This is a genomic window from Hoeflea sp. YIM 152468 (assembly GCF_029210485.1).
Classification (GTDB): domain Bacteria; phylum Pseudomonadota; class Alphaproteobacteria; order Rhizobiales; family Rhizobiaceae; genus Hoeflea.
In genome coordinates this window covers 1-24,351 of sequence record NZ_JARGET010000002.1, presented here as the reverse complement: position 1 = coordinate 24,351, position 24,351 = coordinate 1, and the positions used below count along the sequence as shown (strand labels likewise).

The window sequence follows — 24,351 nt, the reverse complement described above, 5'->3', positions numbered from 1 at the left end:
GAGGCGCAGATGTCACCGGGCCCGGTTGCTGGAAACCGGCGCCGCGTCGTGCAGTCTGAAGGTCAAGTGCCGCCGAGGCGGGCGTTGCGGTCGATCAGGTATTTGTCAAACAGCGGCAGGGTGGTTGCCCCCAGGGCGCGGGCGAGGGGGCCGACGGTTCCGGCCAGGATTTTGGGAACTTCCAGCCCTCGCAGATCATAGCCGCTGACTTCACGCCGGGTTGTCTCGACTATTTTCTCCCGGATCTCGCCGGGCAGACCGCCATCGATGATGGCGTGCTCGAAATCGATCAGGGACGCGGCCGAGACGATCGCCTGGGCGAGGCCACGGGCCACAATGGAAATCCATTCTTCTGCCAGATCCTCGAACCCCACCCAGCTGTCGGGATTGTTCCACAGTGGGGAAGGGTCTCGGCCTGCCGCCTTGAGCATGCGCTCCAGCAGCATGATCGAGGCGCGATCAAGCAGTTGCACCGGCGTGCCGTCCGGCCCGGTGACCGGCAACGGCCCAAGCGCCCCGGCATTTCCGGTGCGGCCGGAGTAGACACTGCCGTTGAGAACCACGCCGCCTCCGACAAAGGTGCCGATATAGAGGTACAGATAGTCATTCAAGCCCGGATGATTGCCGAACACCAGTTCCGCCGCACAGGCAGCGGTGGCATCATTCTGCAGATACACCGGCATATCGCAGGCCTCTGCCAATTCCGCCCTGAGATCGCATCCGCGCCAAAGGTCCATCGCCTCGCGCGGCGCGCCGGCCTGCTCGGTCCAGTCCCACAACCGGAACGGCGTGGCTATTCCAAGCCCGGCGACCCGTTCACGCAGTTTTTTCGGAAGAGCTTGCAGCATCTCCTCAATACCGTTCTGGACAAAAGCAACAATCAGTTGCGGTGTCGGCCACGGGTAGCTCTTGCGCAGGGTGGCTTGTGCCTGGCCGAGGAAATTGACGAGAATGAGCTCGGCGCTGCGGCGGCCGACCTTGAGGCCGAAGAAGAAGGCGCCGTCGGGGTTGATCGACAGCGGGACCGATGGCTGCCCGACCTTGCCACGGATTGGCTCGCCCTTGACGAGCAGGTCTTCCGCCTCCAGTTCGCGCATGATCACGGATCCGGTTTGCGCCGACAGACCGGTCATCCTGGCGATGTCGGTTTTGGCAAGATTTCCATGAGCGTAGACAAGGCTGAGAACAAGGCGCTGATTGTAGGCGCGCAAACCGGACTGGTTCGAGCCACGCATGGACTGGATCATGGAGCTGCTCCGGTCTTCTTCAGCATTCGCATCCTGCGTCACCTGTCATCTTCCTCCCGGTATCCATCTGCAAAGTCTCTACCCCATAGCAAAACATTGCGGCAAAGTCGCTCTTCGGTCAATTAATAAATAAGAATGATTTATCTATTGACGCAAGCGGCTGGTTTGTGTTTTTCTAGGATGTCGCGAGGAGTGGAGGATGCAAACCTTGGCTTGTCGCGCATCTAGAACGACCTGCAGAGTTCATCCCGGGAGGATCAAATTATGTCGAAATCCACATTCAAGACCGCGCTGCTTGCGGCCGCCGCATTGGGCGCCATGGCAGCCAGTGCTCCGGCATTTGCCGCCAGCCACGGCGTTGGCGCCTGCCTGATCACCAAGACCGACACCAATCCGTTTTTCGTCAAGATGAAGGAAGGCGCGGAAGCCAAGGCGGCCGAACTCGGTGTGTCGCTGAAGTCCTATGCCGGCAAGGTTGATGGTGACCACGAAACCCAGGTTGCGGCGATCGAGACCTGCATTGCAGACGGCGCCAAGGGAATCCTGCTGACCGCATCCGATACCTCGTCCATCGTCTCTGCCGTCAAGCAGGCCCGTGATGCCGGCCTCGTGGTCATCGCGCTCGATACGCCGCTCGACCCGATCGATGCTGCCGATGCCACGTTCGCAACCGACAACTTCCTTGCGGGGGAACTGATCGGCAAATGGGCCGCTGCAACGCTCGGTGCGGAAGCTGCCAACGCCAGGATTGCCATGCTCGACCTCGGCGTCAATCAGCCGACCGTCGGGGTGTTGCGCGACCAGGGCTTCCTCACCGGCTTCGGCATCGACGTCAAGGACCCCTCCAAGTGGGGTGACGAAGATGATCCCCGCATCGTCGGCAATGATGTGACAGCAGGCAATGAAGAAGGCGGCCGCAAGGCGATGGAGAATCTCCTCGCCGTCGATCCGATGATCAACGTCGTCTACACCATCAATGAGCCAGCCGCCGCCGGCGCCTACGAGGCGCTCAAGGCAATCGGCCGCGCGGGCGACGTTCTCATCGTCTCGGTTGATGGCGGTTGCCCGGGCGTGGCCAACGTCAAGGACGGCGTCATCGGTGCCACCTCGCAACAATATCCGCTGCTGATGGCATCCCTCGGCATTGAAGCGATTGCTGCCTGGGCCAAGGATGGCACCAAGCCGGCTCCGACCGAAGGCAAGGATTTCTTCGACACCGGCGTATCGCTGGTCACCGACAAGCCCGCCGACGGCGTCGAGTCGATTTCTGTTGCCGAAGGCATGGATCGCTGCTGGGGTTGATTGCCCGCTCTGATAGGTAAAAGGTGCCGGGGCGGCTTTCGAGCCGCCTCATTGCAAAGTGCCCGCTGTGCGCGCCTGCAGTGGGGCAAGCGCCAGACTGCCTATCCATGACGTGACCTTGGGGAGGAACCATGTCCAATACGCAGGAATTCGAAAAAGCCGCAGCGGCCAGTCCGACTACAGTTGCGGAGTTCGCGTCGCACGATACAAGCCTGGTCAAACGATTGCAGCATGGCTTGCATCAGACGCCCTGGGCCGTGCCTGCCATTGTTCTGGCCGGTTCGATTCTCGTCTTCGGCTTGCTGCTGGGGCAGAAATTCTTCTCGCCATTTGCCCTGACGCTGATCCTGCAACAGGTCCAGATCGTCGGCATTCTGGGTGTCGCACAGTCACTGGTTATCCTGACTGCCGGTATCGACTTGTCGGTCGGCGCCATCATGGTGCTGTCCTCGGTGGTCATGGGGCTGGTATCTTTCCGCTATGGACTGCCGACCGAAATCGCAGTTCTTGCCGGCATCGCCTGCGGAACCCTGTGCGGCTACATCAACGGCTTTCTCGTCGCGGTGATGAAACTGCCGCCCTTCATCGTCACGCTTGGCATGTGGCAGATCGTGCTGGCCACGAATTTTCTCTATTCGGCCAATGAGACCATCCGGGCTCAGGACATTGCCGATCAGGCGCCGCTGTTGCAGTTCTTCGGCAACAAGATCGCCGTGGGCGGTGCCATTTTCACCTATGGCGTGATCTTCCTGGTGCTGCTGGTTCTGGTGATGGCCTACGCGCTCAAGCAGACGGCCTGGGGTCGTCATGTCTACGCCGTTGGCGACGATCCGGAGGCAGCGGAACTGGCCGGAGTTCAGGTCAAGCGGACACTGATCTCGGTCTATATGCTCTCGGGCCTGGTCTGCGCCTTCGCCGGCTGGGCCCTGATCGGGCGCATCGGCTCTGTGTCGCCGACTTCGGGCCAGTTGGGCAACATCGAATCCATCACCGCCGTGGTGATCGGAGGCATTTCACTGTTTGGCGGGCGGGGTTCGATCCTTGGCATGCTGTTTGGGGCGCTGATCGTCGGCGTGTTTTCGCTCGGTCTCAGGCTGCTTGGCGCAGACGCGCAGTGGACCTACCTGCTCATCGGTGTGCTGATCATTGCCGCCGTCACGGTCGACCAGTGGATCAGAAAGGTGTCAGTCTGATGGAACCCATTCTCAAAGGCCGCAACCTCGTCAAGCGCTACGGCCGTGTGGTCGCCCTCGACAATTGCGATTTCGATCTTCACCACGGCGAGATCCTTGCCGTCATCGGCGACAACGGCGCCGGCAAGTCGACCCTGATCAAGGCGGTCTCGGGCGCTGTTGTTCCCGACGCCGGCAAGATCTGGCTGGAAGGCAAGGAGATCAGGTTCCAGACCCCGCTGGACGGGCGCCATGCGGGCATTGAAACCGTCTACCAGACGCTCGCCATGTCGCCGGCCCTGTCGATCACCGACAACATGTTCATGGGCCGCGAACTGCGCAAACCAGGCATTCTCGGGACAGTGATGCGGCAACTGGACCACAAGACAATGGAGGCCTTCGCCCGTGACAAGCTCAATGAACTGGGATTGTTGACGATTCAGAACATCAATCAGGCGGTCGAAACCCTCTCTGGCGGTCAGCGCCAGGGCGTGGCCGTGGCCCGTGCCGCCGCCTTCGGGTCCAAGGTCATCGTCCTGGATGAGCCGACCGCGGCCCTTGGGGTCAAGGAAAGCCGCAGAGTGCTGGAACTGATCCTCGATGTGCGCTCACGCGGCATTCCGATCATTCTGATCTCGCACAACATGCCGCATGTCTTCGAGGTGGCCGACCGCATTCATGTGCACCGGCTTGGAAAGCGCCTCTGCGTGATCAATCCGAAAGACTACACCATGTCCGATGCCGTTGCGTTCATGACGGGCGCCAAGGAGCCGCCGGAGCAAGCGGCGGCGGCCTGAAAGCAGCGGAGATGAGAAAAAACAGTGCCGCACGGCTGGCGGAAGCCGCCATTGCCGGGGCAGGGGAGAGAGAGCGCTTTATCCTGGCGCTGGCTGGGCCGCCGGGTGTCGGCAAATCGACGCTGGCCGAAGCATTGGTGGCAGAATTCGCCAGCCGCGGGCAGCGCGCGGCAATTGTTGCGATGGACGGGTTCCATTTCGACAATGCCGTGCTCGCGGCGCGGGGAACCTTGCCACGCAAGGGCGCGCCGTTCACCTTTGATGTGGACGGCTACGCGGCATTGCTCCGGCGTCTGCGGGCCGAGCGTGATCGCGATATCGCAGTCCCCGTGTTTGACCGCGCGTTGGATCTGGCCCGCGCCGGTGGCAGCCTCATCACCAGCGAGCATCGGTTCCTGATCGCGGAGGGCAATTACCTGCTGCTTGATGCGCCGGTCTGGACGCAGATTGCAGATCTGTTCGATCTGACGGTGATGCTCAAGGCCGACCTGAGCGACTTGAAACGGCGTCTGATCGACCGCTGGCTTGCGCTCGGTCTCAACCACAGCGAAGCTCACGCACGCGCCAAGGTGAACGACATCCCCAATGCCGAGCTGGTGCTGGCCGCATCGCGGCCCGCCGATCTGGAAATCTCCACGGCGGGTGAGCCCTGAGGCCCGTATTTCTGCGCCGCTGCACTTTGGTGCCGCGCCCCGGCAGGCTTTGTCACCCCGGCCGCAGACGCTGCAAGATAAAGCCCCGGCGCTTTCACGCCGGGGCTCCAGTCTGTCAATCAGGCTGAAAGACTATTCGATTTCGGCGTATTTGCCGTCGGACCAGCGGTAGAACACGTAGCCCGGAAGCGAAACGTCACCCTTGGCGTCGAAGTTCAGGTCCCCAAGCACAGTGTCGAAGTCGCCCGAATTGAGCGCTTCGCGAACCGCGTCGAAGTCAGTCGAGCCGGCGGCGGTGACAGCCTGCGCATAGGCCTGGATGGCCGCGTAGGTGTACATCACATAGCCTTCAGTGGTCTTGCCTGCATCCTGCAGCGCCTTGACGACGGCCGCGGCGCTTTCGCGCTTGGTCGGATCCGGCGAGAAGGTCATCAGCGTGCCTTCACCAGCATCGCCGGTGATTGCCCAGTACTCGTCGGTGACAAGCGCGTCGCCGGAAATCAGAACGGTCGACATGCCCTGTTCCTTCATCTGGCGCGCCATCAGACCGGCTTCGGTGTGGTAACCACCGACGTAAAGCACGTCGATGCCTTCCTGTTTCATCTTCGAGACGAGAGCGGAGTAGTCCTTCTCACCAGCGGTGTAGGCTTCGTACATGGCGGCAGTGCCGCCGCCGGCCTCAAACGAACCCATGGTGGCATCTGCAAGGCCCTTGCCGTAGGCGGTCTTGTCGTGAACGAAGGCGATCTTCTTGCCGTCGAAGTTTTTCAACAGGTAAGCCGCCGCGGTTTCACCCTGCTGGTCATCACGGCCGCAAACGCGGTAGGTGCCGCCATCAGCCCCGCCTGGACGCTCGTCGGTGAAGGTCGGATTGGTCGAGGCCGGCGAAATCTGGATGATGCCTTCATCGGCATAAACAGCCGAAGCGGGGATCGAGGAGCCGGAGCAGAAATGACCTGCAACGAACACCACACCGCTGCCAGCGAACTGGTTGGCGACGGCAACAGCCTGCTTCGGATCGCAAGCGTCATCGCCGATTTCGAGCTTCAACATTTCGCCGTTGACACCGCCTGCAGCGTTGAGGTCAGCGACAGCCTGTTCGGCACCGATCTTCATCTGTTCCCCGAAAGATGCGTACTGGCCCGTCATCGGACCTGCGGTCGCAATGACGATCTCGGCGGACGCCGAAGACATTGCGAAACCAAGTGCGGCTCCTGCCAAAAGAATCTTCTTCATAATACCTCCCTGCAACGCTTGTTCGCTTCCTCTCACCGGACCGCAAGCGCTGAACATGGTCGGCGCCGGTGTGGGGGGCATTGTGCCCCGATTACAACCATCTAAACCGAAATCTCGAAAGAAATACAGATCTTTTTAGATGGTATTAAGGCCGGTCGGCTGAAGCGGTTACTTGGCTTTCGCCCGCCAGCCAAACGGTCCCGAGCGGACAAAGGCGAAACTATATTGTTCAGCAATCTGTCCAGCGCGGGTAAACCGCATGCCGAGAAACGCAAAGAATGTGATGACCAGGAAATCGACGGCGAAATAGTACCCCGACAACAGCGTTCCTTCGAACAGCGCGAAATGGATGAACCGAACCGCCAGGTTCAAGAGCACCATGTACCACACCAGTTGCAACGGGGTTCGCCAGGTCGACGCCACGGCCCGCCCGGTCATCCAGGCGGTGCCGCCGCCAAGGATCAGCGTCACAACAATGAACTCGGCAATTGAAACTTCCCACAAGAGGCCGTTTTCCATGTCTTACCTCCCGGTTACAGCGGCGCGCATTCGGCTAAAATGGTGCGCCGGAACGGTTTGAGTGGATGCATGTATGTTCTCGTCAAAGGAGAAGAATTGAGCGCGCCCTGCATCAGTGAGCTCCGCCTTCAAGATAGGCGGCGCGCACTTCATCGCGCTTGAGCAATTCGGCGCCTGTACCCGACAGGGTGATGTTGCCATTGACCATCACATAGCCGCGGTGGGCGAGTTTGAGCGCATGGAACGCATTCTGTTCAACAAGGAACACCGTCAGCCCCTCATTGGAATTGAGTTCCTTGATGATCTCGAAGATCTGCTTGACGATCAAAGGCGCCAGTCCGAGCGACGGCTCATCGAGCAGCAGCAGTTTCGGGCGGCTCATCAGCGCCCGCGCGATGGCGAGCATCTGCTGTTCTCCGCCCGACAGCGTACCGCCGCGTTGCGTGGCGCGCTCCTTGAGCCGTGGAAACAGATCGAAGACGCGTTTGAGATCATCATCGAAATGCTTGTCGTCGACCAGTTGCGAGCCCATCTGGAGATTTTCCAGCACGGTCATGCGGCCAAAAATACGGCGCCCTTCGGGAGACTGGGCAATGCCCCTCCGGATGATTTCATGGGTTGGCATGCGGGAAATGTCTTCACCCTGAAAGATGATCTCGCCGGTGCGGGCGCGCGGGTTGCCGCAGATCGTCATCATCAGGGTCGATTTGCCGGCGCCATTGGCTCCGATCAAGGTGACAATCTCACCCTTCTTGACATCGACATCGACGCCGCGCAGCGCAACGATCTTGCCGTAATAGGTTTCCACGCCGCGGATCGTCAGGAGGTTTTCGCCGCTGTTCATGACTGACCTCCCTTGTCGTCTTCTGATTTGTCCGACGCATGCCTGACAGGCATGTCGATCTCCTCTTCAACTGCAGCCACTTCATCTTCATCGACACCGAGATAGGCCGAGATCACCCGGGGGTCGTTCCTCACATTCTCGGCGCTGCCATCAGAGATTTTCTGGCCATAGTCGAGCACCACCACATGGTCCGAGATCTCCATGACCACGCCCATGTCGTGCTCGATCAGCAAGATCGAAGTGTCGTGTTCCCTGCGGATGTATTGGAGCAGATTGTTGAGCTCGGTGGATTCGCGGGGATTGAGACCCGCCGCGGGCTCGTCAAGGCAGAGCAGATGCGGGCGGGTGCACATGGCACGAGCGATTTCCAGTCGCCGCTGATCGCCATAGGGCAGATCGGCAGCCGGATCGTCTGCCCGTTCGACCAGACCGGTTTTTTCGAGCCAATAGGCAGCAAAATCGATCGCCTCCGCCCGGGCTTTTCTGTAGCCGGGCAGATTGAAGATGCCGCCGACCGTCATCAGCGAGGCAAGCATCAACGGATTGTGCTGCGCCACCAGAAGATTTTCCAGCGCGGTCATCCCGCCGAACAAGCGAATGTTCTGGAAGGTACGGGCGACCTTGGCGCGTTTGGCGATTTCAAAATCCGGCATCCGTTCGAGCAGGAACACACGGTCGTCACCATCATCGTTGTATTGGCGTCCGGTGCGTGTGAGTGCTTCGATTTTTTCTGACTGGAAGCCTTCGCCGTGCCGCATCACGATGCGGCCTTCGGTGGGTTTGTAAAAGCCGGTTACACAATTGAACACCGTCGTTTTGCCCGCGCCATTCGGCCCGATCAGGGCGGTAATATCGCCACGGCCGACATTGAAACTGAGGTCGTCGATGGCGACCAGTCCGCCAAAGCGCATGGTCAGGTGTTCAACGGACAGGACCACATTGGAGTCCCAGTTGTAAGTCGAGGTCGTTTTCATTGCCGGTTCCATCAGTGGCCCTCACCTTGAGCGACCATATCAGAGCCGATCTTCTTGCGTTCCTTGTAGACTGCGGAAGGATTCCGGCTGGAGATGATGCCGCGCGGTTTCCACACCATGATGAGCACCATGGCCAGCCCGAAAATCAGCATTCGGTACTGGGTGGGTTCAAAATCGGGGCCGAAGATGTCCTTCAGGAACCCGAGGTTTCTGAGCAATTCGATGCCACCGATCATCACCACCGAGGCAATGACAACCCCCACCTGCGAGCCAAGCCCGCCAAGAACCACGATCGACAGGATGATCGCCGATTCGAGGAAGGTGAAGCTTTCGGGCGAAATGAAGCCCTGACGGGTGGCAAAGAACGAACCGGCGAACCCGGCAAACATCGCGCCGATGGAAAAGGCGGTCAGCTTCGTGTTGGTGGTGTTGATGCCGAGCGAACGGCAGGCGATCTCGTCTTCGCGCAACGCTTCCCAGGCGCGGCCGACCGGCAGCTTGCGCAGCCGCAGGGTGACGAAATTGGTGATCAGCGCCAGGATGAGGATGATGTAATAGAGGTAGATGAACCGATGGATGGAATCGTAGTCGAGATTGAAGAACTCGGCAAAGCCACCCGTGCGTGAAAAGTCCAGCCCGAAAAAGCTGGGCTTCGGGATGCCGGAGATTCCGTCAGGGCCTCCGGTAAACTCATACCAGTTGAGCAGCACCACCCGGATGATCTCTCCGAATGCCAGGGTGACGATGGCGAGGTAATCTCCGCGCAGCCGCAAGACCGGATAGCCCAGAATGATGCCCCATGTCGCAGCCAGCAGCCCGGCCAGCGGCAGCGCTGTCCAGAATCCGATGCTGAAATACTGGGCCAGCAGCGCAAAGGAATAGGCGCCGACGGCGTAGAAGGCGACGTAGCCGAGGTCCAGCAGGCCCGCCAGCCCGACCACGATATTGAGACCCCAGCCGAGCATGACATAGGTCATGATCAGGATCGCAAGGTCGATGAACTGCCGGTCGCGGTCCGGATACACCACCATGACGATAAAGGGCAGGGTAAGCGCGATCACCAGGAGCAGCGGTCCAAGCACCTTGCCGATCGGCCCCATCAATCCGGCTGGAACTGATATGTTCAAATGGCTGGTGACCGGCCTGGATGTCTTGAACACAAACAGGTTGAGTAGCAGCCGGCCGGCAAAAACGATCGCGATTGCAATGAACCACAGGCCCCACCTGTAGGTCAGATCAAGACCGCCGGTGCCAATGTCGGTTCTCAGGGCAAAGAAGAAAAAGCCCAATACGGCGACAAGGGTTGCGGCTATCGCCGCATCCTTGACGGACTCGGCCATCAGGCCGGTTTTCGGAGCAGTCGTCATTAGACTTTCTCGACTTCAGGTTTGCCGAGCAATCCGGACGGCATGAAGATCAGCACGATCACCAGGATCGAAAAGGCGGCGACGTCCTTGTATTCAACCGAGAAATAGCCCGACCAGAACACTTCGATAAGGCCGATCAGCAAACCACCGAGCATGGCGCCCGGAAGCGAGCCGATGCCCCCAAGCACTGCCGCGGTGAAGGCCTTAACGCCAGCCAGGAAGCCGATGTAGAAATCGATCACGCCGTAGAGCAGCAGGAACATGAAGCCGGCCACGGCAGCCAATGCTGCGCCCATGACGAAGGTCAGGGAGATTGTGCGGTCGACATTGACGCCGAGCAAGGCGGCCATCTTCTGGTCCTGCTCGCAGGCCCGTTGCGACCGGCCGAGTGATGTCTTGGAAATCAGCAGGGAGAAACCGATCATCAACGCCAAGGTGGTGAAGATGATGATCATCTGCATATAGGACAACTGCACGGCGATCGTGCCGTTTTCCGTCACGCCTTCGATCAGCGTGACGCCGCCCTGAATCTGCGGCGGCAACGGCTTGACGCGTGCGCCTTGCGTGATTTGGACGAAATTCTGCAGCACGATCGACATGCCGATCGCGGTGATCAGCGGCGCCAGCCGGAACGACCCGCGCAAGGGCCGGTAGGCCAGGCGCTCCACAGTCCAGCCCCAGGCAGAGGTGAACAGCATGGATACGACCAGGGTGATGAAAAGGATCAACGGCAGTGCGGACAGGCCCAGGGCAACAAGCGCGAGGAACGTCGCCAGTGCGATAAACGACCCGACCATGAAAATGTCGCCATGCGCAAAATTGATCATGCCGATAATGCCATAGACCATGGTGTAGCCGATGGCGATGAGCCCATAAATGGAACCCAGGGTGAGTCCATTGATGAGCTGTTGCAGAAAATATTCCATGAGGCAGCTGTCCCTCCCGTCTTTTTATGGGGGATGCTTTGGCGCATCCTCTTAAACCCCTCACCCGTCTCTATAGATTGTTTTTTTTGGAGTGAAACAGGAAAAATGGGGGCGTGAAAGGTTTTCTTCCATTCAATCGATTGAATAATTTTGAGCCGCTGACTGACTCATCTTTAAAGCATCAGTTGAGGCTTGCGCGCTGTCTGCAATAGACTTGCGGCGTCAAAAGCGGCGGCCATGGTCTGGATTTTGCCGCTGATACCTGATCGATTGCACTTACCTGTGTTGAAGGCCGGAGTGCACGATGAGAATCAAGGATGTCGAGACATTTGTGGTCGCCAACCCGCCCCCTCAGGCCGGCGGGCGCTATTTTCTGTTCGTCAAGCTGGTTACCGATGGCGGCGTGATCGGCTATGGCGAAGCCTATGATGCGGCGTTTGATCCCCATCTGACGGCAAAGCTGATGCAAGACGTGGCTGCACGTTACCTCGTCGGCCGCGACCCGCACGACATCGAGAATTTCTTCCGGCTTTGTTACTCTTCGGGTTTTTCGCAACGCCCGGACATGACCATGATGGCCTGTTGCTCGGCGCTGGAAATGGCCTGCTGGGACATCATCGGCAAGGAGGCCGGTCAGCCGGTGCACAAATTGCTCGGCGGCCGGGTGCATGAGGGGCTTCGCTCCTATACCTATCTCTATCCGGCCACTGGCAGCGCCGACCCACTGTCCACCGACACCCCGAGAAACGTCTATAACGACCCGGAGCTTGCCGCAGCCGCGGCGCTTGCGGCGCTCAGACAGGGTTTCACGGCGGTCAAGTTCGATCCGGCCGGCCCCTACCGGGTTCAGGGCGGGCACCAGCCCTTGCTCAGCGATATAGATCTGTCCGCCCGCATGGTCACGGCCGTGCGCGAGGCCGTCGGCGGCAAGGCCGACATCCTGTTTGGCACCCACGGCCAGTTTACCGCCGCCGGCGCCATTCGCATGGCCCGCGCCATTGAGGCGGCTGATCCCCTCTGGTTCGAGGAGCCGGTGCCACCCGACCAGATTGCCGCCATGGCCGAAGTGGCCCGCGCCACCTCGATCCCGGTTGCCACCGGCGAAAGGCTGGTGACCAAGCATGAGTTCGCCCGCGTGATCGAGGCCCGCGCCGCCGCCATCCTGCAACCCAATCTGGGCCGCTCCGGCGGACTGCTCGAAACCAAGAAAATCGCCGGCATGGCCGAAGCCTTCGGTGTCCAGATCGCGCCGCATTGCTATTGCGGGCCGCTGGTTGCAGCGGCCAATATCCAGCTTGCCGCCACGCTGCCGAATTTCCTGGTGCTGGAATCGATCAGGACCTGGGACGGGTTTCACGCCGAATTGCTCACGCACAAGATCGAATGGCAGGATGGCTACGTCATTCCGTCCGACGAGCCGGGGCTGGGCGTCGAGCTCGATGAAGCGGTGTGCAAAGCCAATCCCTGGAGCGGCGAGATGCTGCATCTGGAAATGACCCGCGAACCGATCCGGAGCTGAAGCATCCGAGCCGGGCCGTCTCAGGTGATGTTGCCCCGGTCCCAGGCGGGATCATCGAAACTCTGGATCTCGACCCGGTAGCCGTCAGGCGAATGAAACAGCGAGCTGTAGACCCCGAATTCCGCGCTGTGCCCGGGGCCGCTGACATAGCTCACGCCCTTGGCCTCGAGAAAGTCGCGCCAGCCATCGACATCCGGCGAGACGATGGTCAGCGTCACACCGGCCGTGCCCTGCGGCCGGTCGGGCAGATGGCAGACGCCGATATAGCTCAGGGGCGTCAATCGGTAGATGTGACAGGCGCCCTGGTCGACAACGAAATCGAGCTCCAGAACCTCGCGGAAAAACCGGGAGCCGCGTTCGAGATTGTCGGTATAGGTGAAAACGATCGAATGGCTGATTGGCGGTCTGGTCATCAAGGGCTCCTGATCCGTGCCTTTCCAGACTGCCTGGTGAGTGACGGTTCGGGCAAGCAGCAATTGGCTTTGCACAGCCTTGATCCACGCCGCGCTTGACCGAGGGACAGCTATTCGGGCAAACCGCAGAAAAGAATCTGGGCCAGCATGAGGCTGGCCGCCTGCGCCCCAACGTCGAGGAACCCATCGTGACCCGTCCCCTGCTGATCGCCCCGTCCATCCTGTCTGCCGATTTTTCCCGCCTCGGCGATGACATCGAAGGCGTCATCCGCGCCGGCGCCGACTGGGTCCATCTCGACGTGATGGACGGCCATTTCGTTCCCAACATCACCTTTGGCCCCGGCATCATCAAGGCGGTGCGCCCGCGCACCGATGCGGTGTTTGACTGCCATCTGATGATCGAGCCCTGTGACCCCTATCTTGAGGCTTTCGCCGATGCCGGCTGCGACATCATCACCGTGCACGCCGAAGCCACCAGGCATCTTGACCGCTCGCTGCAGGCAATCCGGGCGCTGGGCAAGAAGGCTGGGGTCTCGCTCAACCCGTCGACACCGGAAAGTGTGATCGAATATGTGCTCGACAGGCTTGATCTGATCCTGCTGATGACGGTCAACCCCGGTTTCGGCGGTCAGGCCTTCATCGCCTCGGTGGTCGACAAGGTGGCGCGGGTCAAGACGATGATCGGCGACCGGCCGATCCACATCGAGATCGATGGCGGCGTTACACCGGCGACCGCGCCACTGGTCACCGCTGCCGGTGCCGACGTGCTGGTGGCCGGGTCGGCGATCTTCAACGGCGCGGGCGAGGCCGATTGGGCCAGCAACATTACCGCCCTACGGCAGGCGACGCGGTCTGCGCGCTGATTTCGGCGACATAGGTAAATGTCAAAAGCCACGGCCTTGAAGGCCGGGGCTTTGTCGTTGTGGCCTGCACCGATCTCAGTCGTCGAGATTTTCCGGCAGCGCCAGGTTGAGCACGATCGCGATCAAGGCTGCAGGCAGCAGGCCGCTGGTCAGCAGAATCTGCGCCGTCTTGCCCAGATGTTGCAGCGATTCAGGCACCAGCTGCAATCCCAGACCGATCGACAGCGCCGTGGCGAAGATCACCATGTTGCGGCGGTTCCAGTTGACCTCCGACAGCATGCTGACGCCCGCAGCGCACACCATGCCGAACATCACGATGACACCGCCGCCGAGCACATTGATCGGCACCGTATTGATGATCGCGCCGACCTTGGGAATGAAGCCGCAGACAATCAGGAACAACGCCCCGATGGTCACCACATGGCGGCTCATCACGCCGGTCATCGCGATCAAGCCGACATTCTGTGAGAACGAGGTGTTGGGCAGGCCACCAAACACGCCGGCGACCGCCGTGCCCATTCCGTCGGCAAAGGTCGCGCCCTCGATTTCCTTGTCGGTGGCTTCGCGGTCAGCACCGCCCTTGGTGATGCCGCTGGTGTCACCGACCGTTTCGATGGCCGAGACGATCGCCATGAAGCACATGCCCAGAACGATGGCGAAGTTGAACTCAAATCCCCATTTGAACGGCAGCGGCGCCGAAAAATAGCTTGCCCTGGCCAGATTGGAGAAATTCACCTGGCCCATCATCAGGGCAACGATGTAGCCGGCGATGATGCCGATCAACACCGCTGCAACGGCTGCAAAGCCCCGGGTGAAGAACTTGATCGCCAGGGTGACAAGCACAACCACGAGCGCCGGCACCCACATCGCCAGACTGCCGAATTCGGGCTTGCCCATCAGCGGAACACCGCCGGCGGAATATTGAATGCCGACTTTGACCAGCGCCAGACCGATCATCAGCACGATGATGCCGGTCACCAGCGGAGGCAGGGCATAACGGATGCGGCCGACGACAAAGCCGAGGCAGAAGTGAAACAGCCCGCCGATGAAAACGCCCGTCATCAGTCCGGCGAGACCGGCTGTTCCCAATCCGGCGACGGCCGGAATCATGATCGGGACAAAGGCGAAACTGGTTCCCTGCACGATCGGCAGCCGCGCGCCGACCGGCCCCATGCCGATGGTCTGCAGCAATGTGGCGATGCCGGCAAACAGCAGCGACATCTGGATCATGTAGGTCATGTCCGGAAAACCGAGCGCCCCCTGATCAGACCCGAAGCCAATGCCGGCGGCGCCGGCAACGATAATGGCCGGCGTTACGTTGGAGACGAACATCGCCAAGACATGCTGGATGCCCAGCGGAATCGCCTTGGCCAGCGGCGGCGTGTAGTTCGGATCTCTTAATTGTTCCGGAGTTCCAAGCGAAGTGTCAGCCATTGAGTAAGCTCCTTTCCCCCAGGGGCGCTTATCATGCCGGTTCGCTGCCCCCTCCTGCCGCGAACCGACTCACATGCCAGTCAGTCCCGACTTTCGCCGATTGCGACAAGGCGTCAATGCCTACAACTGCACAGCGGCGCTTGTCACCGGCAATCCGGTTCGCCAGGTCCGTCGCTCTCACGGGATTGCCCGAGGCCGGATTCCTCGCCATCGCTCGGGTCTCGCCGCATGCCGGCCCAGCAAAAGCAAACTGGAATTCACGCCGCTTTCAAATTTTTCCAGAAGATGTTGAAGCCGCAGCCCGGTCAATCTCGAGGCGGACATCCTTGATCACATGATCGATGAACAGCTTTACCTTCGGGTCCTGCAGCCGCTTGTGCGGATAAAGGCAGGAGAATGGTTGCGGCGTCGGCGGCGTGGCCGTCGCGACTTCGACCAGTGTTCCCGCATCAAGCTGCGAAGCGACATCATAGCGGGTCTTGCTGGCAATGCCGCACCCTTCGAGCGCCCATGCCGTCAGCACATCGCCGTCATCGCTTTCCAGCGATCCTTCCGGGTGAAAGCCGCGCGTCTCTCCGTCGACCACAAGGTTCCAGTAGAACTCGGTTGCGCCGGGGTAGCGCAGCAGCAGGCATTTGTGCTTGTTGGCAATGATGTCGTCACCGGTCGCGGGCATGCCGTGCTGTTTGATATAGCCGGGCGAAGCGACCAGCACGCGCTCGAACTCATGAATCGCCCGCACCCGCAGATCGGAATCGGGCAGCGGTCCGAGCACGAACGCGGCGTCGAGTCCCTCCTGGGCGATGTCGACCTTGCGGTCAGACAGCCGCAGCCGGACATTGATATCCGGATACTCGGTCTTGAACGCCGGGATCAGAGGCGCGACAAGCTTCTTGCCCATTGCCAGCGGTGCCGAGACGAACAGCGTACCTTTCGGGTTGGCGGTGATTTCGGCAATGCCACCTTCGACCTCGCGGATCGTGTCGAGGATCTTGATCGCCCCCTTGTAGAACAATTCGCCATGCGCGGTGGCGCGCAGGCTGCGCGTGGTCCGGTTGAACAGCCTGACGCCGAGACTCTTCTCCAGGTCCGAAATCCGGCTTGAGGACACAGCGGCGGAAACCCGCAGGTCCCGCGCCGCGGCCGACATGCTGCCCAGTTCATAAACCCGAACAAATGTATTGAGAATGTCCACATAGGCCATGAATTGGATCCCCCGTAAGCTGGTCGGCCGGATTTGACCGCGCGGCGCAGCAATTGTCCAGAAGAAACAGAAAGCAAGGTCTATTGCCCGGGATTTGGTGAAAATGACCGCCGGGCGCCGCCGGCTAGCCGTGCCGTTTCAGCCTGACAAGTGCGAGATCCAGCGCCGACAGGAAACGCGACCGGTCCTGACGGGAGAACGGGGCCGGACCGCCGACTTGTGCACCGCCGGCGCGCAGGTCGGCCATGATCGATCGGGTTGCCACCGCTATGCCGATGGAATCATGGGTGAACGGCTTGCCGGTATGGCTCATGACAGCGGCGGCATCGGCCTTCAGGCATCGTTCGGCCAGCAGAATGTCGGCTGTCACAACAACCGACCGCCTGGTCACGTGATCGACGATGCGGTCATCGGCGGCGTCGAAATTTCCCGGAACGATTTCGCGCTCCACCAGCGGGTCGGTCTCGATCCGGAAGAAGCTGTTGGAGACGAAGGTTACCTTGATGCCGTGGCGCAGCGCGACCTTGACGGCCTCCTCGCGCACCGGGCAGGCGTCGGCGTCGACTAGCAGGTGGATCGGCGGGGTATCGGCGTCTGGACTGGTCATGCCCTTGCCATACCCCGTGTCACGGCTTTCGCCAAGATGGGCGCAGCCCGACTTGACCGGTCGCGGTCAGCCCGGCTCGCCGGCGCGGGCCAGCATGCCGAAAAGGTCGCGTGGATCATCCGGATCGGCAATCATGTCGAGCTGCTGGAAATGCCCGGTCTTGAGCGCCCGTTCATAGACATATTTCAGGGCCGAGAAATCCTCGATGGCAAACCCGACCCCATCAAACAGGGTAATCTCCGGCGCCGACGTCCGGCCTTCCACCTGGCCGGTGATCACCTGCCAGAGTTCCGTCACCGGGTAGTCCTCCGGCATCTGCTGTATTTCCCCTTCAATCCGGGTTTGCGGCGGGTACTCGACGAAAATTTTCGACCGCAGCAGAATATCCTTGTGCAATTCGGTCTTGCCGGGGCAGTCGCCGCCGATCGCGTTGATATGGATGCCGTCGCCGATCATGTTGTCGGTGAGGATCGTCGCGTACTGCTTGTCGGCAGTGCAGGTGGTCACAATCTGTGCGCCCTCCATGGCCTCCTGGGACGATGTGCAGGACGTCACCTTCAAGCCGGAGCCGGCCAGATTGCGGGCGCATTTCGCGGTGGCCGCCGGATCGATATCAAAAAGCCGGACCTCCTCGATGCCGATGACAGCCTTGAAGGCCAGCGCCTGAAACTCCGATTGCGCGCCATTGCCGATGACGGCCATCACCCTGGCGGTGTTCGGCGCCAGATGCCGCGCCGCCATTGCCGAGGTCGCCGCGGTTCTCAGGGCCGTCAGCACGGTCATTTCTGACAACAGCACAGGATAGCCCGACGAGACCTGTGCCAGAAGGCCGAAGGCGGTCACTGTCTGCAGTCCCTGCTTGGTGTTGGACGGGTGACCGTTGACATATTTGAACCCGTAGAGGTCACCGTCCGATGTCGGCATCAGCTCGATCACCCCGACATCGGAGTGGCTGCCAACCCTTGGCGTTTTGTCAAACAATGGCCAGCGGGTGAAATCATGTTCGATCGCGTCGGCCAGTTCCTTAAGCACGGTTTCAAGGCCGATGCTGTGCACCAGCCGCATCATGTTTTCGACGCTGATGAAGGGGACATAGGCGAGGTGTGAAGGCGGTGTCATGCGAATTCTCCTGGAGCGGGACGGGCGGGAACTTGGAAACTCACGAGATCGGGTTGGCGCGGTCGAACACCTTGCGGCCCATCAGGCTTGCGGTCAGATCGACCATCAACCGGGCTGTGCGCCCGCGTTCGTCGAGAAACGGGTTGAGCTCGACCAGATCGAGCGAGGTGACCAGGCCGGTTTCATGCAGCATCTCCATGACCAGGTGAGCCTCGCGGAAGGTCGCGCCGCCCGGTACCGTGGTGCCGACCGCGGGAGCAATGGCGGGATCGAGAAAATCCACGTCGAGAGAGACATGCAGCAGCCCGTTGGCGGCCCGAACCTGATCGAGAAACTCCCGGAGCGGCGCCACGATACCGCGCTCATCAAGCTCGCGCATGTCCACCGGGACAATGGCATGCTCATTGAGCGCGGCGCGTTCGGCCTGATCGATCGAGCGGATGCCGAAAAGGCAAATTCGTTTCGCCGGAACCGGAACCGGAAAAGCAGGAAATCCCTCGAAGTCGCCGCGTCCGGCGATATAGGCGACCGGTGTGCCGTGGAGATTGCCCGAGCGGGTTGTCAACGGTGTGTGGAAATCGCTGTGCGCATCGAGCCAGAGCACGAACAGCGGCCGGCCTCGCTGTGTGGCATGGGCTGCGATGCCTGCAACAGTGCCCAGGGACAGGCTGTGATCACCACCGAGAAAGATCGGAAAGCCTTCCGCCGCAGCCGCCTGCGCCGCTTTGGCCAGCGCCTGCGTCCAGGCCACCGTTTCGGGCAGTGAATGCACCGCAGGGTTTGCGCTGCTGACGGCTTCGAGCGCCGGGAGCGTGACATCGCCGCGGTCGCTGACCGTGCAGCCGAGGGCTTCCAGGGTGGAAGCGAGTCCGGCGACGCGGTAGGAGGTCGGGCCCATCAGGCAGCCCGGGTTGGTTTGTCCGCTATCGACAGGCGCGCCCACAAGGATACAGTGCTGGTTCATCCAAAACCCCTTTTCATTCCCCGATCCGTCGCAGAGCCGAGCGGCGATTGAAACATGGCATTTTGCTGCTTTGCGCGCCAAAACCACGCTTGCGGCAACCATGTTTGCCATTTTGGCAAATGGGCTGCGCATGGTGCGGTGATTACGGCATCGGATCCATCGGATTGAGCGTTCTGTTTTTCTGTTTGCGCAGGCTGATGAGGCGCTTATGATCAGATTGAAATACCAACCGACCAAATCGGCAAGACCCTATGTCAACTTTGGATGATATCGATATCCGGCTGATCGCCGCACTCAGGCGCGATGGACGGGCCTCCATTTCCGATCTTGCCGTGCAGTTGAAGCTGGCCCGGGCCACGGTGCGAAGCCGCATCGAACGTTTGCTGGCCAGCGGTGAAATCGCCGGGTTTTCGGTGCTGACAAGGGCCGATGTGACCGCAGCTCCGATCCGCGGGCTGACATTGATCTGCATCGAGGGCCGTGGAACCGACCGCATCATCGCCCAGTTGCAGGGTCTGCCGGCTGTCCAGGCTGTCCATTCGACCAACGGTCGTTGGGACCTGATCATCGAACTGGCGACCGACACGCTTCAGGACCTGGATGATACCTTGGTGCGGATTCGCAAGTTCGACGGCATCACCACCAGCGAAACCAACCTGATATTGTCATCGCGGCGTCCTTCGACCCGCCGGTAGCACGGCCGCCTGAGCATGGAGACGCGCCACGGCAGGCCGCTGCGGCAATGTGTGCGTCCGGGGAACGGTCGTTGGTGCAAGGAGCGCGCCGGGCACGGCTTTCAGTCAGTGGAACCAAAGACCGGCTGCGGCATTGAACCTGACAATGCCGGGAGGCGGCCGGCCGGCTGCCGCCGATCATCATCAGGCTTGAGTTACAAAAAGGATGAGTGCCATGGCCCATCAGACCGTGAAAACCGACATCAGCAAGATCCTCGACGACTCCACGCTCTCCACGGTTGAGAAAATCGGGAAGCTTGAGCGCATGCGCGAGGGTGCGCGGGCGGAAATGCGCGCCGCCACCGAGAGCGCCATGGTCAATGACAATGATGTCGGAGACGATCTCAAGCTGATCGACCAGGCGCTCGACGACCTGGCCGCTCCCCCCGATTCAATCGAGGACGGCGGCGGCGCAACGCTGTAGATCGAATACGTCGGCATGGCATCGGCCACAAACGCGGGTGCTGCGAAGGCGCAGCTTTGTTCTGGGGTGCGGCAATTGAACGCCTAACCTCAAAACCCGATATCGAAGCGGCGAACCACGCCCAGCGAAAAGCTGTACTGGTTTTTCGAGCCTTGGGCGGTGATCGGCGACCTGGCTGCATCCCCGGTCAGCCGCGACCAGCCGGCACCGGCCTCGACGGCCCAGACGCCATCGACTTGAAAGCGGGCTCCGGCCTCCAGGCCGGCACTGACCAGCCCGCCGCCGGCCGTGGTCGATGGATACAGAGCTGAAGCTTCCGCTGCGCTGACCCCGAAATAGGTGGTGGTGAACTTGCTGTCGCCGACCATCAGCCGCGGTCCGCCGTGAAAGGTCCATTGGTCGCCGGCGTTGACGATGACGTCGGCCCCCAGCTCACCGCGAATCCCTTCATGACCACCAAAGCCGCGCCGCACCGCGCCCATGACCCGGAAGTGCCCGATCTGGTATTTCGCTGCAACACCCAGTTCGACCGCCGTGTCGATGGTGTTGAGGCCGGCAAGCTCAGGAGATTCCTTGACCGACCGTTTGCCGATCACATCAATCGACGGACTGAGCGAGAAGCCCTGGTCTGATCCGCCGCCAATCGAAAACCCGTTCGGAAGCTCCAGCCGTTTGAGGCGCAACAGCGGCACGGGCGACAGCACCAGTTTGCTGGCGCCAAAGTAGCGTGGCGTCATCTTGGCCGCGCCGCCCAGTTCGAAAGAGACGCCGGGACCGCTGGCATCCTGCGCTCGGGCCTGCGGAACCAAAGCCAGAGCAGCCGCAAAAAAGCTGACAGCAGTGAAGCGGTGTGATTTGTTCATGAGGATCCCGGCAAGACGCGTGAAAATTTTACCCTCAATCAGCATGATTTCATAAGGTTAACAATCCGGTGCTGGAGACCCGATGCGAGAGATTATTCTCCGCCCGGCGTCGCGGCTGGGCAGGCTGTCCCCGCCATGGTGCAGGCTGGCTGGCATTTGCCGAAGACTCTGGTGTTGCCGGACAACATGACGATCCTGCCGTTGCCGCCGCGACCGCCGGAATTCGACAGGCAGGAAAACATCTGCTTGTTGAGGCGCGACATCTGGCCCGCAAGTCGCCCGGTCAACTCCTGCGACGACATCGTCGACCACTGTTCTTACGCCTGACAAAAGATCCGAAGCCCGGTTTGCGGGAGCATGCCCACTGGAAGCGGAGTATCTACCAGTGTCTCCAACAAGCAAGGCTTGGCGTGAGCGTCTATACCGGCAGGTCATTGTGTTGGGTACGCCATGTTGTCTGCATCATGATGGCTGACGGCGACGGATTTGGCGCGGGGCGATTCGCATATATTGCTTGATGAATGTTGTTTGCTGTCATGTTTAAGGATGGCTTGAAGGATGGATAGTATAGCCGGTCTGCGTTGAAGTAAGGCAGGCTGGCTCTTGTGTGTCATGGGCCCGGTCGCAACGTTGCCAGTATAGGTCTTGTATTGATTTGATATGTCTTGAGATTCGTATGGCTTTCAGGGTGTGGCAGGTTTGGGAAAGTAATGTCTAAGTCTGGTTTAGGTCAGTTTTGATGTGTCTCAAAAGACACGTCTATCGGGTGCGTAAGATTACAGTCAGAATCAATGGTTGAAAAAAACCCCAAAATATGATCCCTAAAAAGATAGGTTAATAAATAGTTATGTAGCTTTCATAAGGATTGGAAAGTTCCGGGGGAATGTGTGTTTCACTTTCGAAGCAAACTGGCGCGATCAACATGCTTGACGGCGACCTTTGCTACTGTTTCGGCGGGGCTGGTTTCTGTTGCTGCGGCCAGGGATCCTTGGAAGAACCTTCGAGAGAACACAGAATCTGGCAAGAAGGATCAGGCGGCCCGTCTTGCGGAGCCTTCCAGGCTTTCAACACTGGAATCCTCTGACGCGAGCTATGTGGTCGGGCAGCAGGAAATTGAGCATAATCTGGGTGTCATTCTTGACCGGTCTTACGGGGCTGCCGGTTCCGGTGCCGGGTCCCGAAGCACACGCAGCTTCCTTGCCGGCGTGGATGGCTTTGCCGGTGCCAGCAAATGGCGACCCCATGTGGAATTTACCGCGGCGCCTGGCGGTCAGCGTAGCCTTGCTCAGGTCAATCTGTTTGCGCCTCTGGCCCAGGATGCCGATTCACTGCTGTTTGCCGATCTGCGGGCATCGGCCTGGACCGGCGATGTACAGGAGGGCAATTTCGGGGTCGGATACCGGCAGATGGTGCCCGGTGCGTTTTTCGGCACCGACGCCATTTTCGGCGTGTACGGCTTTGTTGACGCCCGCCGGTCTTCTTACGGCAACATGTTCTACCAGGGCGCCTTTGGCGCGGAGCTGATCACCGAGCGTTTCGAGTTTCGCGCGAATGGTTACCTGCCGGCGGAAAAGCAGTATGTGGTCGGCAGCGCTGGCTCGGCTGTTGCTCTGGACGGCGTTAACATCGTCAGCACAGGCATCGATCTGGTCGAGCGCGCCCTGCCGGGCTTCGATGTCGAGGCCGGGATCAAGATTGATTTTTCCGAGGCTGCAATCCGACTGAATGCCGGGTATTTCAGGTTTGAGCGCGGCGATACGCTGGTGGAGGGCCCCCGGTTCCGGGCCGAGGTCGAAATTGAGGATCCATTCGGCTTCCAGGGCGCCAAACTGAGCATCGGCGGTGAAGTCCGCGACGACAAGGTGCGTGGCACCGAAGTCAGTGGCTTGCTGCGGTTGCGGATGCCGCTTGGCGGCCCGAGCGCTGCCGGAGAGGCCGACCGCGCATTGACTGGCCTCGACCGGCTGATGACGCGACGGGTCTACAGGGATGAGGATATCGTCACACCGGTTGTGCGGCAGGCTTCCCAAAGCCTCGGGCCGGTGACCGACGCAGCAAGCGGCGAGAGCCTGCAGGCGTTCTTCGTGGCCAACACGGCGCAAGGCGCGGCGGATTGTTCCAGCGTCGGCAATGCATGCGAATTCGTCACTGCCCAGGGGTTGGCTGGTGCCGGCGACACATTTCTGCCTGTGGATGTTGCCGGCGCGATCGGCAGCGTGTTCACGCTCAACAATGACCGTCAGCAGGTGATCGGGGCGGGCGATAGCGGAAGCGCCACGGTGGTACTCTCCGATTCCGCCAGCAGCGTCCTTATTGTCACAAGTCTTGGCGGCCGTCCGATCGTCACCGGCGTCAATATCGGGCATTTCGCCGATACGCGGGTTGCAGGCCTGATCGCCAATTCCGCACCCGGCATTTCGGGCGATGGCTTTACCGGCTCGGCCACTATCAATGATGTCAGCAGCTTTGACGGTGGACTGAACTTCGCCAATTCGGCTGCGACGCTCAGCGTTACCGATACGGTCGTCAACAACGGCGTCAATGCTGGCATCGTGCTGTCCAACCTGACCGGCGCGGCCGGCTTCGACAATGTCGATGTGGTCAGTGCGGGAGGGGTCAGCCTCACGGTCGATGGCGGCTCCGTCGACGCCACACTCGACAGCAATTCGTCGTTGACACAGTCCGGGGCCGGCGCAACCACTGAAATTCTCAACGGGCATACTGGCACCCTGACATCCGGGGCGGCAATCAGCGCCACCAGTGGCACAGGTCTGCAGTTCAACAATGCCGACGGAACCTACAATTTCAACGGCCCGTCGAACCTCAATGGCGGTGATACAGGCATCGACATCGTCAATGGCTCGACGGGAACATTCACCTTTGGCACCGCTTCGGCGATCACCTCGCCGACCGGCGTCGGGTTCAATGTCGATGGCAGCGCTGCCAATGTCAGTTATCATGGCACGATCACGCAAAACACCGGCGCGAGCGCTGTGTCGGCCACCAACAATACCGGTGGCGCCGTCACCTTTGGTGGCCATGTGACCGCCAATACGGCTGATGCGACAGGCATCAATCTGATCGGAAATGCTGGCGCGGCCTTCGCGTTCAGCGGCGGCCTCGACATCGACACCACCAGCGGCACCGGCTTCAGCGCCACCGGCGGCGGC

General features: G+C 60.6%; 24 protein-coding genes. 10 read left to right on the top strand and 14 right to left on the bottom strand.

The window, feature by feature from the left end; translation table 11 throughout:
• Positions 1 to 62: 62 nt before the first annotated feature.
• The gene (locus PZ897_RS00125; RefSeq protein ID WP_275748803.1) at positions 63 to 1,247 is read right to left on the bottom strand and encodes an ROK family transcriptional regulator; all 1,185 of its coding nucleotides are present in this window, start codon (positions 1,245 to 1,247) and stop codon (positions 63 to 65) included.
• A 264-nt stretch (positions 1,248 to 1,511) separates the two neighbouring features.
• Between PZ897_RS00125 and PZ897_RS00120 the strand changes: the two genes are divergently transcribed.
• From PZ897_RS00120 to PZ897_RS00105, 4 genes are all read left to right on the top strand, one after another.
• Entirely contained in the window at positions 1,512 to 2,549 is a 1,038-nt protein-coding gene (locus PZ897_RS00120; protein WP_275748802.1) for a sugar ABC transporter substrate-binding protein, read from the top strand.
• A gap of 131 nt (positions 2,550 to 2,680) precedes the next feature.
• Positions 2,681 to 3,742: an ABC transporter permease gene (locus PZ897_RS00115; protein WP_275748801.1), complete on the top strand. Its 1,062-nt coding sequence runs from the start codon at positions 2,681 to 2,683 to the stop codon at positions 3,740 to 3,742.
• Entirely contained in the window at positions 3,742 to 4,518 is a 777-nt protein-coding gene (locus PZ897_RS00110) for an ATP-binding cassette domain-containing protein (protein WP_275748800.1), read from the top strand. Before PZ897_RS00115 ends, PZ897_RS00110 begins: the two co-directional genes overlap by 1 nt.
• 11 nt (positions 4,519 to 4,529) lie before the next feature.
• Positions 4,530 to 5,171 carry a nucleoside/nucleotide kinase family protein gene (locus tag PZ897_RS00105; protein WP_275748798.1) on the top strand — a complete coding sequence of 214 codons (642 nt, stop codon included), beginning with the start codon at positions 4,530 to 4,532 and terminating at the stop codon, positions 5,169 to 5,171.
• 132 nt (positions 5,172 to 5,303) lie between these two features.
• On the opposite strand, the gene PZ897_RS00100 is transcribed toward PZ897_RS00105, so the two are convergent.
• From PZ897_RS00100 to PZ897_RS00075, 6 genes are all read right to left on the bottom strand, one after another.
• Positions 5,304 to 6,407, bottom strand: a complete 1,104-nt coding sequence (locus PZ897_RS00100; RefSeq protein WP_275748796.1) for a branched-chain amino acid ABC transporter substrate-binding protein — start codon at positions 6,405 to 6,407, stop codon at positions 5,304 to 5,306.
• Between the two features lie 168 nt (positions 6,408 to 6,575).
• Positions 6,576 to 6,926, bottom strand: a complete 351-nt coding sequence (locus PZ897_RS00095; protein WP_275748794.1) for a DUF6867 family protein — start codon at positions 6,924 to 6,926, stop codon at positions 6,576 to 6,578.
• Between the two features lie 112 nt (positions 6,927 to 7,038).
• Entirely contained in the window at positions 7,039 to 7,770 is a 732-nt protein-coding gene (locus PZ897_RS00090) for an ABC transporter ATP-binding protein (RefSeq protein WP_275748793.1), read from the bottom strand.
• Positions 7,767 to 8,744, bottom strand: coding sequence for an ABC transporter ATP-binding protein (locus tag PZ897_RS00085; protein WP_275748791.1), 978 nt, complete (start codon positions 8,742 to 8,744; stop codon positions 7,767 to 7,769). Before PZ897_RS00085 ends, PZ897_RS00090 begins: the two co-directional genes overlap by 4 nt.
• An 11-nt stretch (positions 8,745 to 8,755) precedes the next feature.
• A complete protein-coding gene (gene livM, locus PZ897_RS00080; protein WP_275748789.1) occupies positions 8,756 to 10,111 on the bottom strand; it encodes a high-affinity branched-chain amino acid ABC transporter permease LivM in 1,356 nt (451 codons plus the stop codon).
• The gene (locus PZ897_RS00075) at positions 10,111 to 11,037 is read right to left on the bottom strand and encodes a branched-chain amino acid ABC transporter permease LivH (RefSeq protein ID WP_275748788.1); all 927 of its coding nucleotides are present in this window, start codon (positions 11,035 to 11,037) and stop codon (positions 10,111 to 10,113) included. Before PZ897_RS00075 ends, livM begins: the two co-directional genes overlap by 1 nt.
• Positions 11,038 to 11,341: 304 nt before the next feature.
• On the opposite strand from PZ897_RS00075, the gene PZ897_RS00070 reads away from it, so the two are divergent.
• Complete coding sequence (locus PZ897_RS00070) at positions 11,342 to 12,556, top strand: mandelate racemase/muconate lactonizing enzyme family protein (RefSeq protein WP_275748787.1); 1,215 nt, start codon at positions 11,342 to 11,344, stop codon at positions 12,554 to 12,556.
• Positions 12,557 to 12,576: 20 nt separating this feature from the next.
• Here the strand turns inward: PZ897_RS00070 and PZ897_RS00065 are convergent, their stop codons facing one another.
• Complete coding sequence (locus tag PZ897_RS00065; protein ID WP_275748786.1) at positions 12,577 to 12,969, bottom strand: VOC family protein; 393 nt, start codon at positions 12,967 to 12,969, stop codon at positions 12,577 to 12,579.
• Between the two features lie 188 nt (positions 12,970 to 13,157).
• Between PZ897_RS00065 and rpe the strand changes: the two genes are divergently transcribed.
• Complete coding sequence (rpe, locus tag PZ897_RS00060; protein ID WP_275748785.1) at positions 13,158 to 13,832, top strand: ribulose-phosphate 3-epimerase; 675 nt, start codon at positions 13,158 to 13,160, stop codon at positions 13,830 to 13,832.
• Between the two features lie 75 nt (positions 13,833 to 13,907).
• On the opposite strand, the gene PZ897_RS00055 is transcribed toward rpe, so the two are convergent.
• From PZ897_RS00055 to rocF, 5 genes are all read right to left on the bottom strand, one after another.
• Complete coding sequence (locus PZ897_RS00055; RefSeq protein WP_275748784.1) at positions 13,908 to 15,266, bottom strand: nucleobase:cation symporter-2 family protein; 1,359 nt, start codon at positions 15,264 to 15,266, stop codon at positions 13,908 to 13,910.
• A 268-nt stretch (positions 15,267 to 15,534) separates the two neighbouring features.
• Positions 15,535 to 16,470: a LysR family transcriptional regulator gene (locus tag PZ897_RS00050; protein WP_275748783.1), complete on the bottom strand. Its 936-nt coding sequence runs from the start codon at positions 16,468 to 16,470 to the stop codon at positions 15,535 to 15,537.
• 124 nt (positions 16,471 to 16,594) lie between these two features.
• Positions 16,595 to 17,077 (bottom strand): YaiI/YqxD family protein, encoded by a 483-nt coding sequence (locus tag PZ897_RS00045; RefSeq protein WP_275748782.1) that lies wholly within the window; start codon positions 17,075 to 17,077, stop codon positions 16,595 to 16,597.
• A 66-nt stretch (positions 17,078 to 17,143) separates the two neighbouring features.
• Positions 17,144 to 18,196 (bottom strand): ornithine cyclodeaminase, encoded by a 1,053-nt coding sequence (locus PZ897_RS00040; RefSeq protein ID WP_275748781.1) that lies wholly within the window; start codon positions 18,194 to 18,196, stop codon positions 17,144 to 17,146.
• 40 nt (positions 18,197 to 18,236) lie between these two features.
• Complete coding sequence (rocF, locus tag PZ897_RS00035) at positions 18,237 to 19,160, bottom strand: arginase (RefSeq protein WP_275748780.1); 924 nt, start codon at positions 19,158 to 19,160, stop codon at positions 18,237 to 18,239.
• Positions 19,161 to 19,420: 260 nt separating this feature from the next.
• Between rocF and PZ897_RS00030 the strand changes: the two genes are divergently transcribed.
• The gene (locus PZ897_RS00030) at positions 19,421 to 19,855 is read left to right on the top strand and encodes an Lrp/AsnC family transcriptional regulator (RefSeq protein ID WP_275748860.1); all 435 of its coding nucleotides are present in this window, start codon (positions 19,421 to 19,423) and stop codon (positions 19,853 to 19,855) included.
• 214 nt (positions 19,856 to 20,069) lie between these two features.
• Positions 20,070 to 20,318 carry a hypothetical protein gene (locus PZ897_RS00025; protein ID WP_275748779.1) on the top strand — a complete coding sequence of 83 codons (249 nt, stop codon included), beginning with the start codon at positions 20,070 to 20,072 and terminating at the stop codon, positions 20,316 to 20,318.
• Positions 20,319 to 20,407: 89 nt separating this feature from the next.
• On the opposite strand, the gene PZ897_RS00020 is transcribed toward PZ897_RS00025, so the two are convergent.
• Complete coding sequence (locus tag PZ897_RS00020) at positions 20,408 to 21,181, bottom strand: MipA/OmpV family protein (protein WP_275748777.1); 774 nt, start codon at positions 21,179 to 21,181, stop codon at positions 20,408 to 20,410.
• Between the two features lie 135 nt (positions 21,182 to 21,316).
• On the opposite strand from PZ897_RS00020, the gene PZ897_RS00015 reads away from it, so the two are divergent.
• Both PZ897_RS00015 and PZ897_RS00010 read left to right on the top strand, forming a co-directional pair.
• The gene (locus PZ897_RS00015; RefSeq protein ID WP_275748775.1) at positions 21,317 to 21,508 is read left to right on the top strand and encodes a hypothetical protein; all 192 of its coding nucleotides are present in this window, start codon (positions 21,317 to 21,319) and stop codon (positions 21,506 to 21,508) included.
• Between the two features lie 917 nt (positions 21,509 to 22,425).
• A partial coding sequence (locus PZ897_RS00010) for an inverse autotransporter beta domain-containing protein (protein WP_275748773.1) occupies positions 22,426 to 24,351 on the top strand: 1,926 nt, incomplete at its 3' end.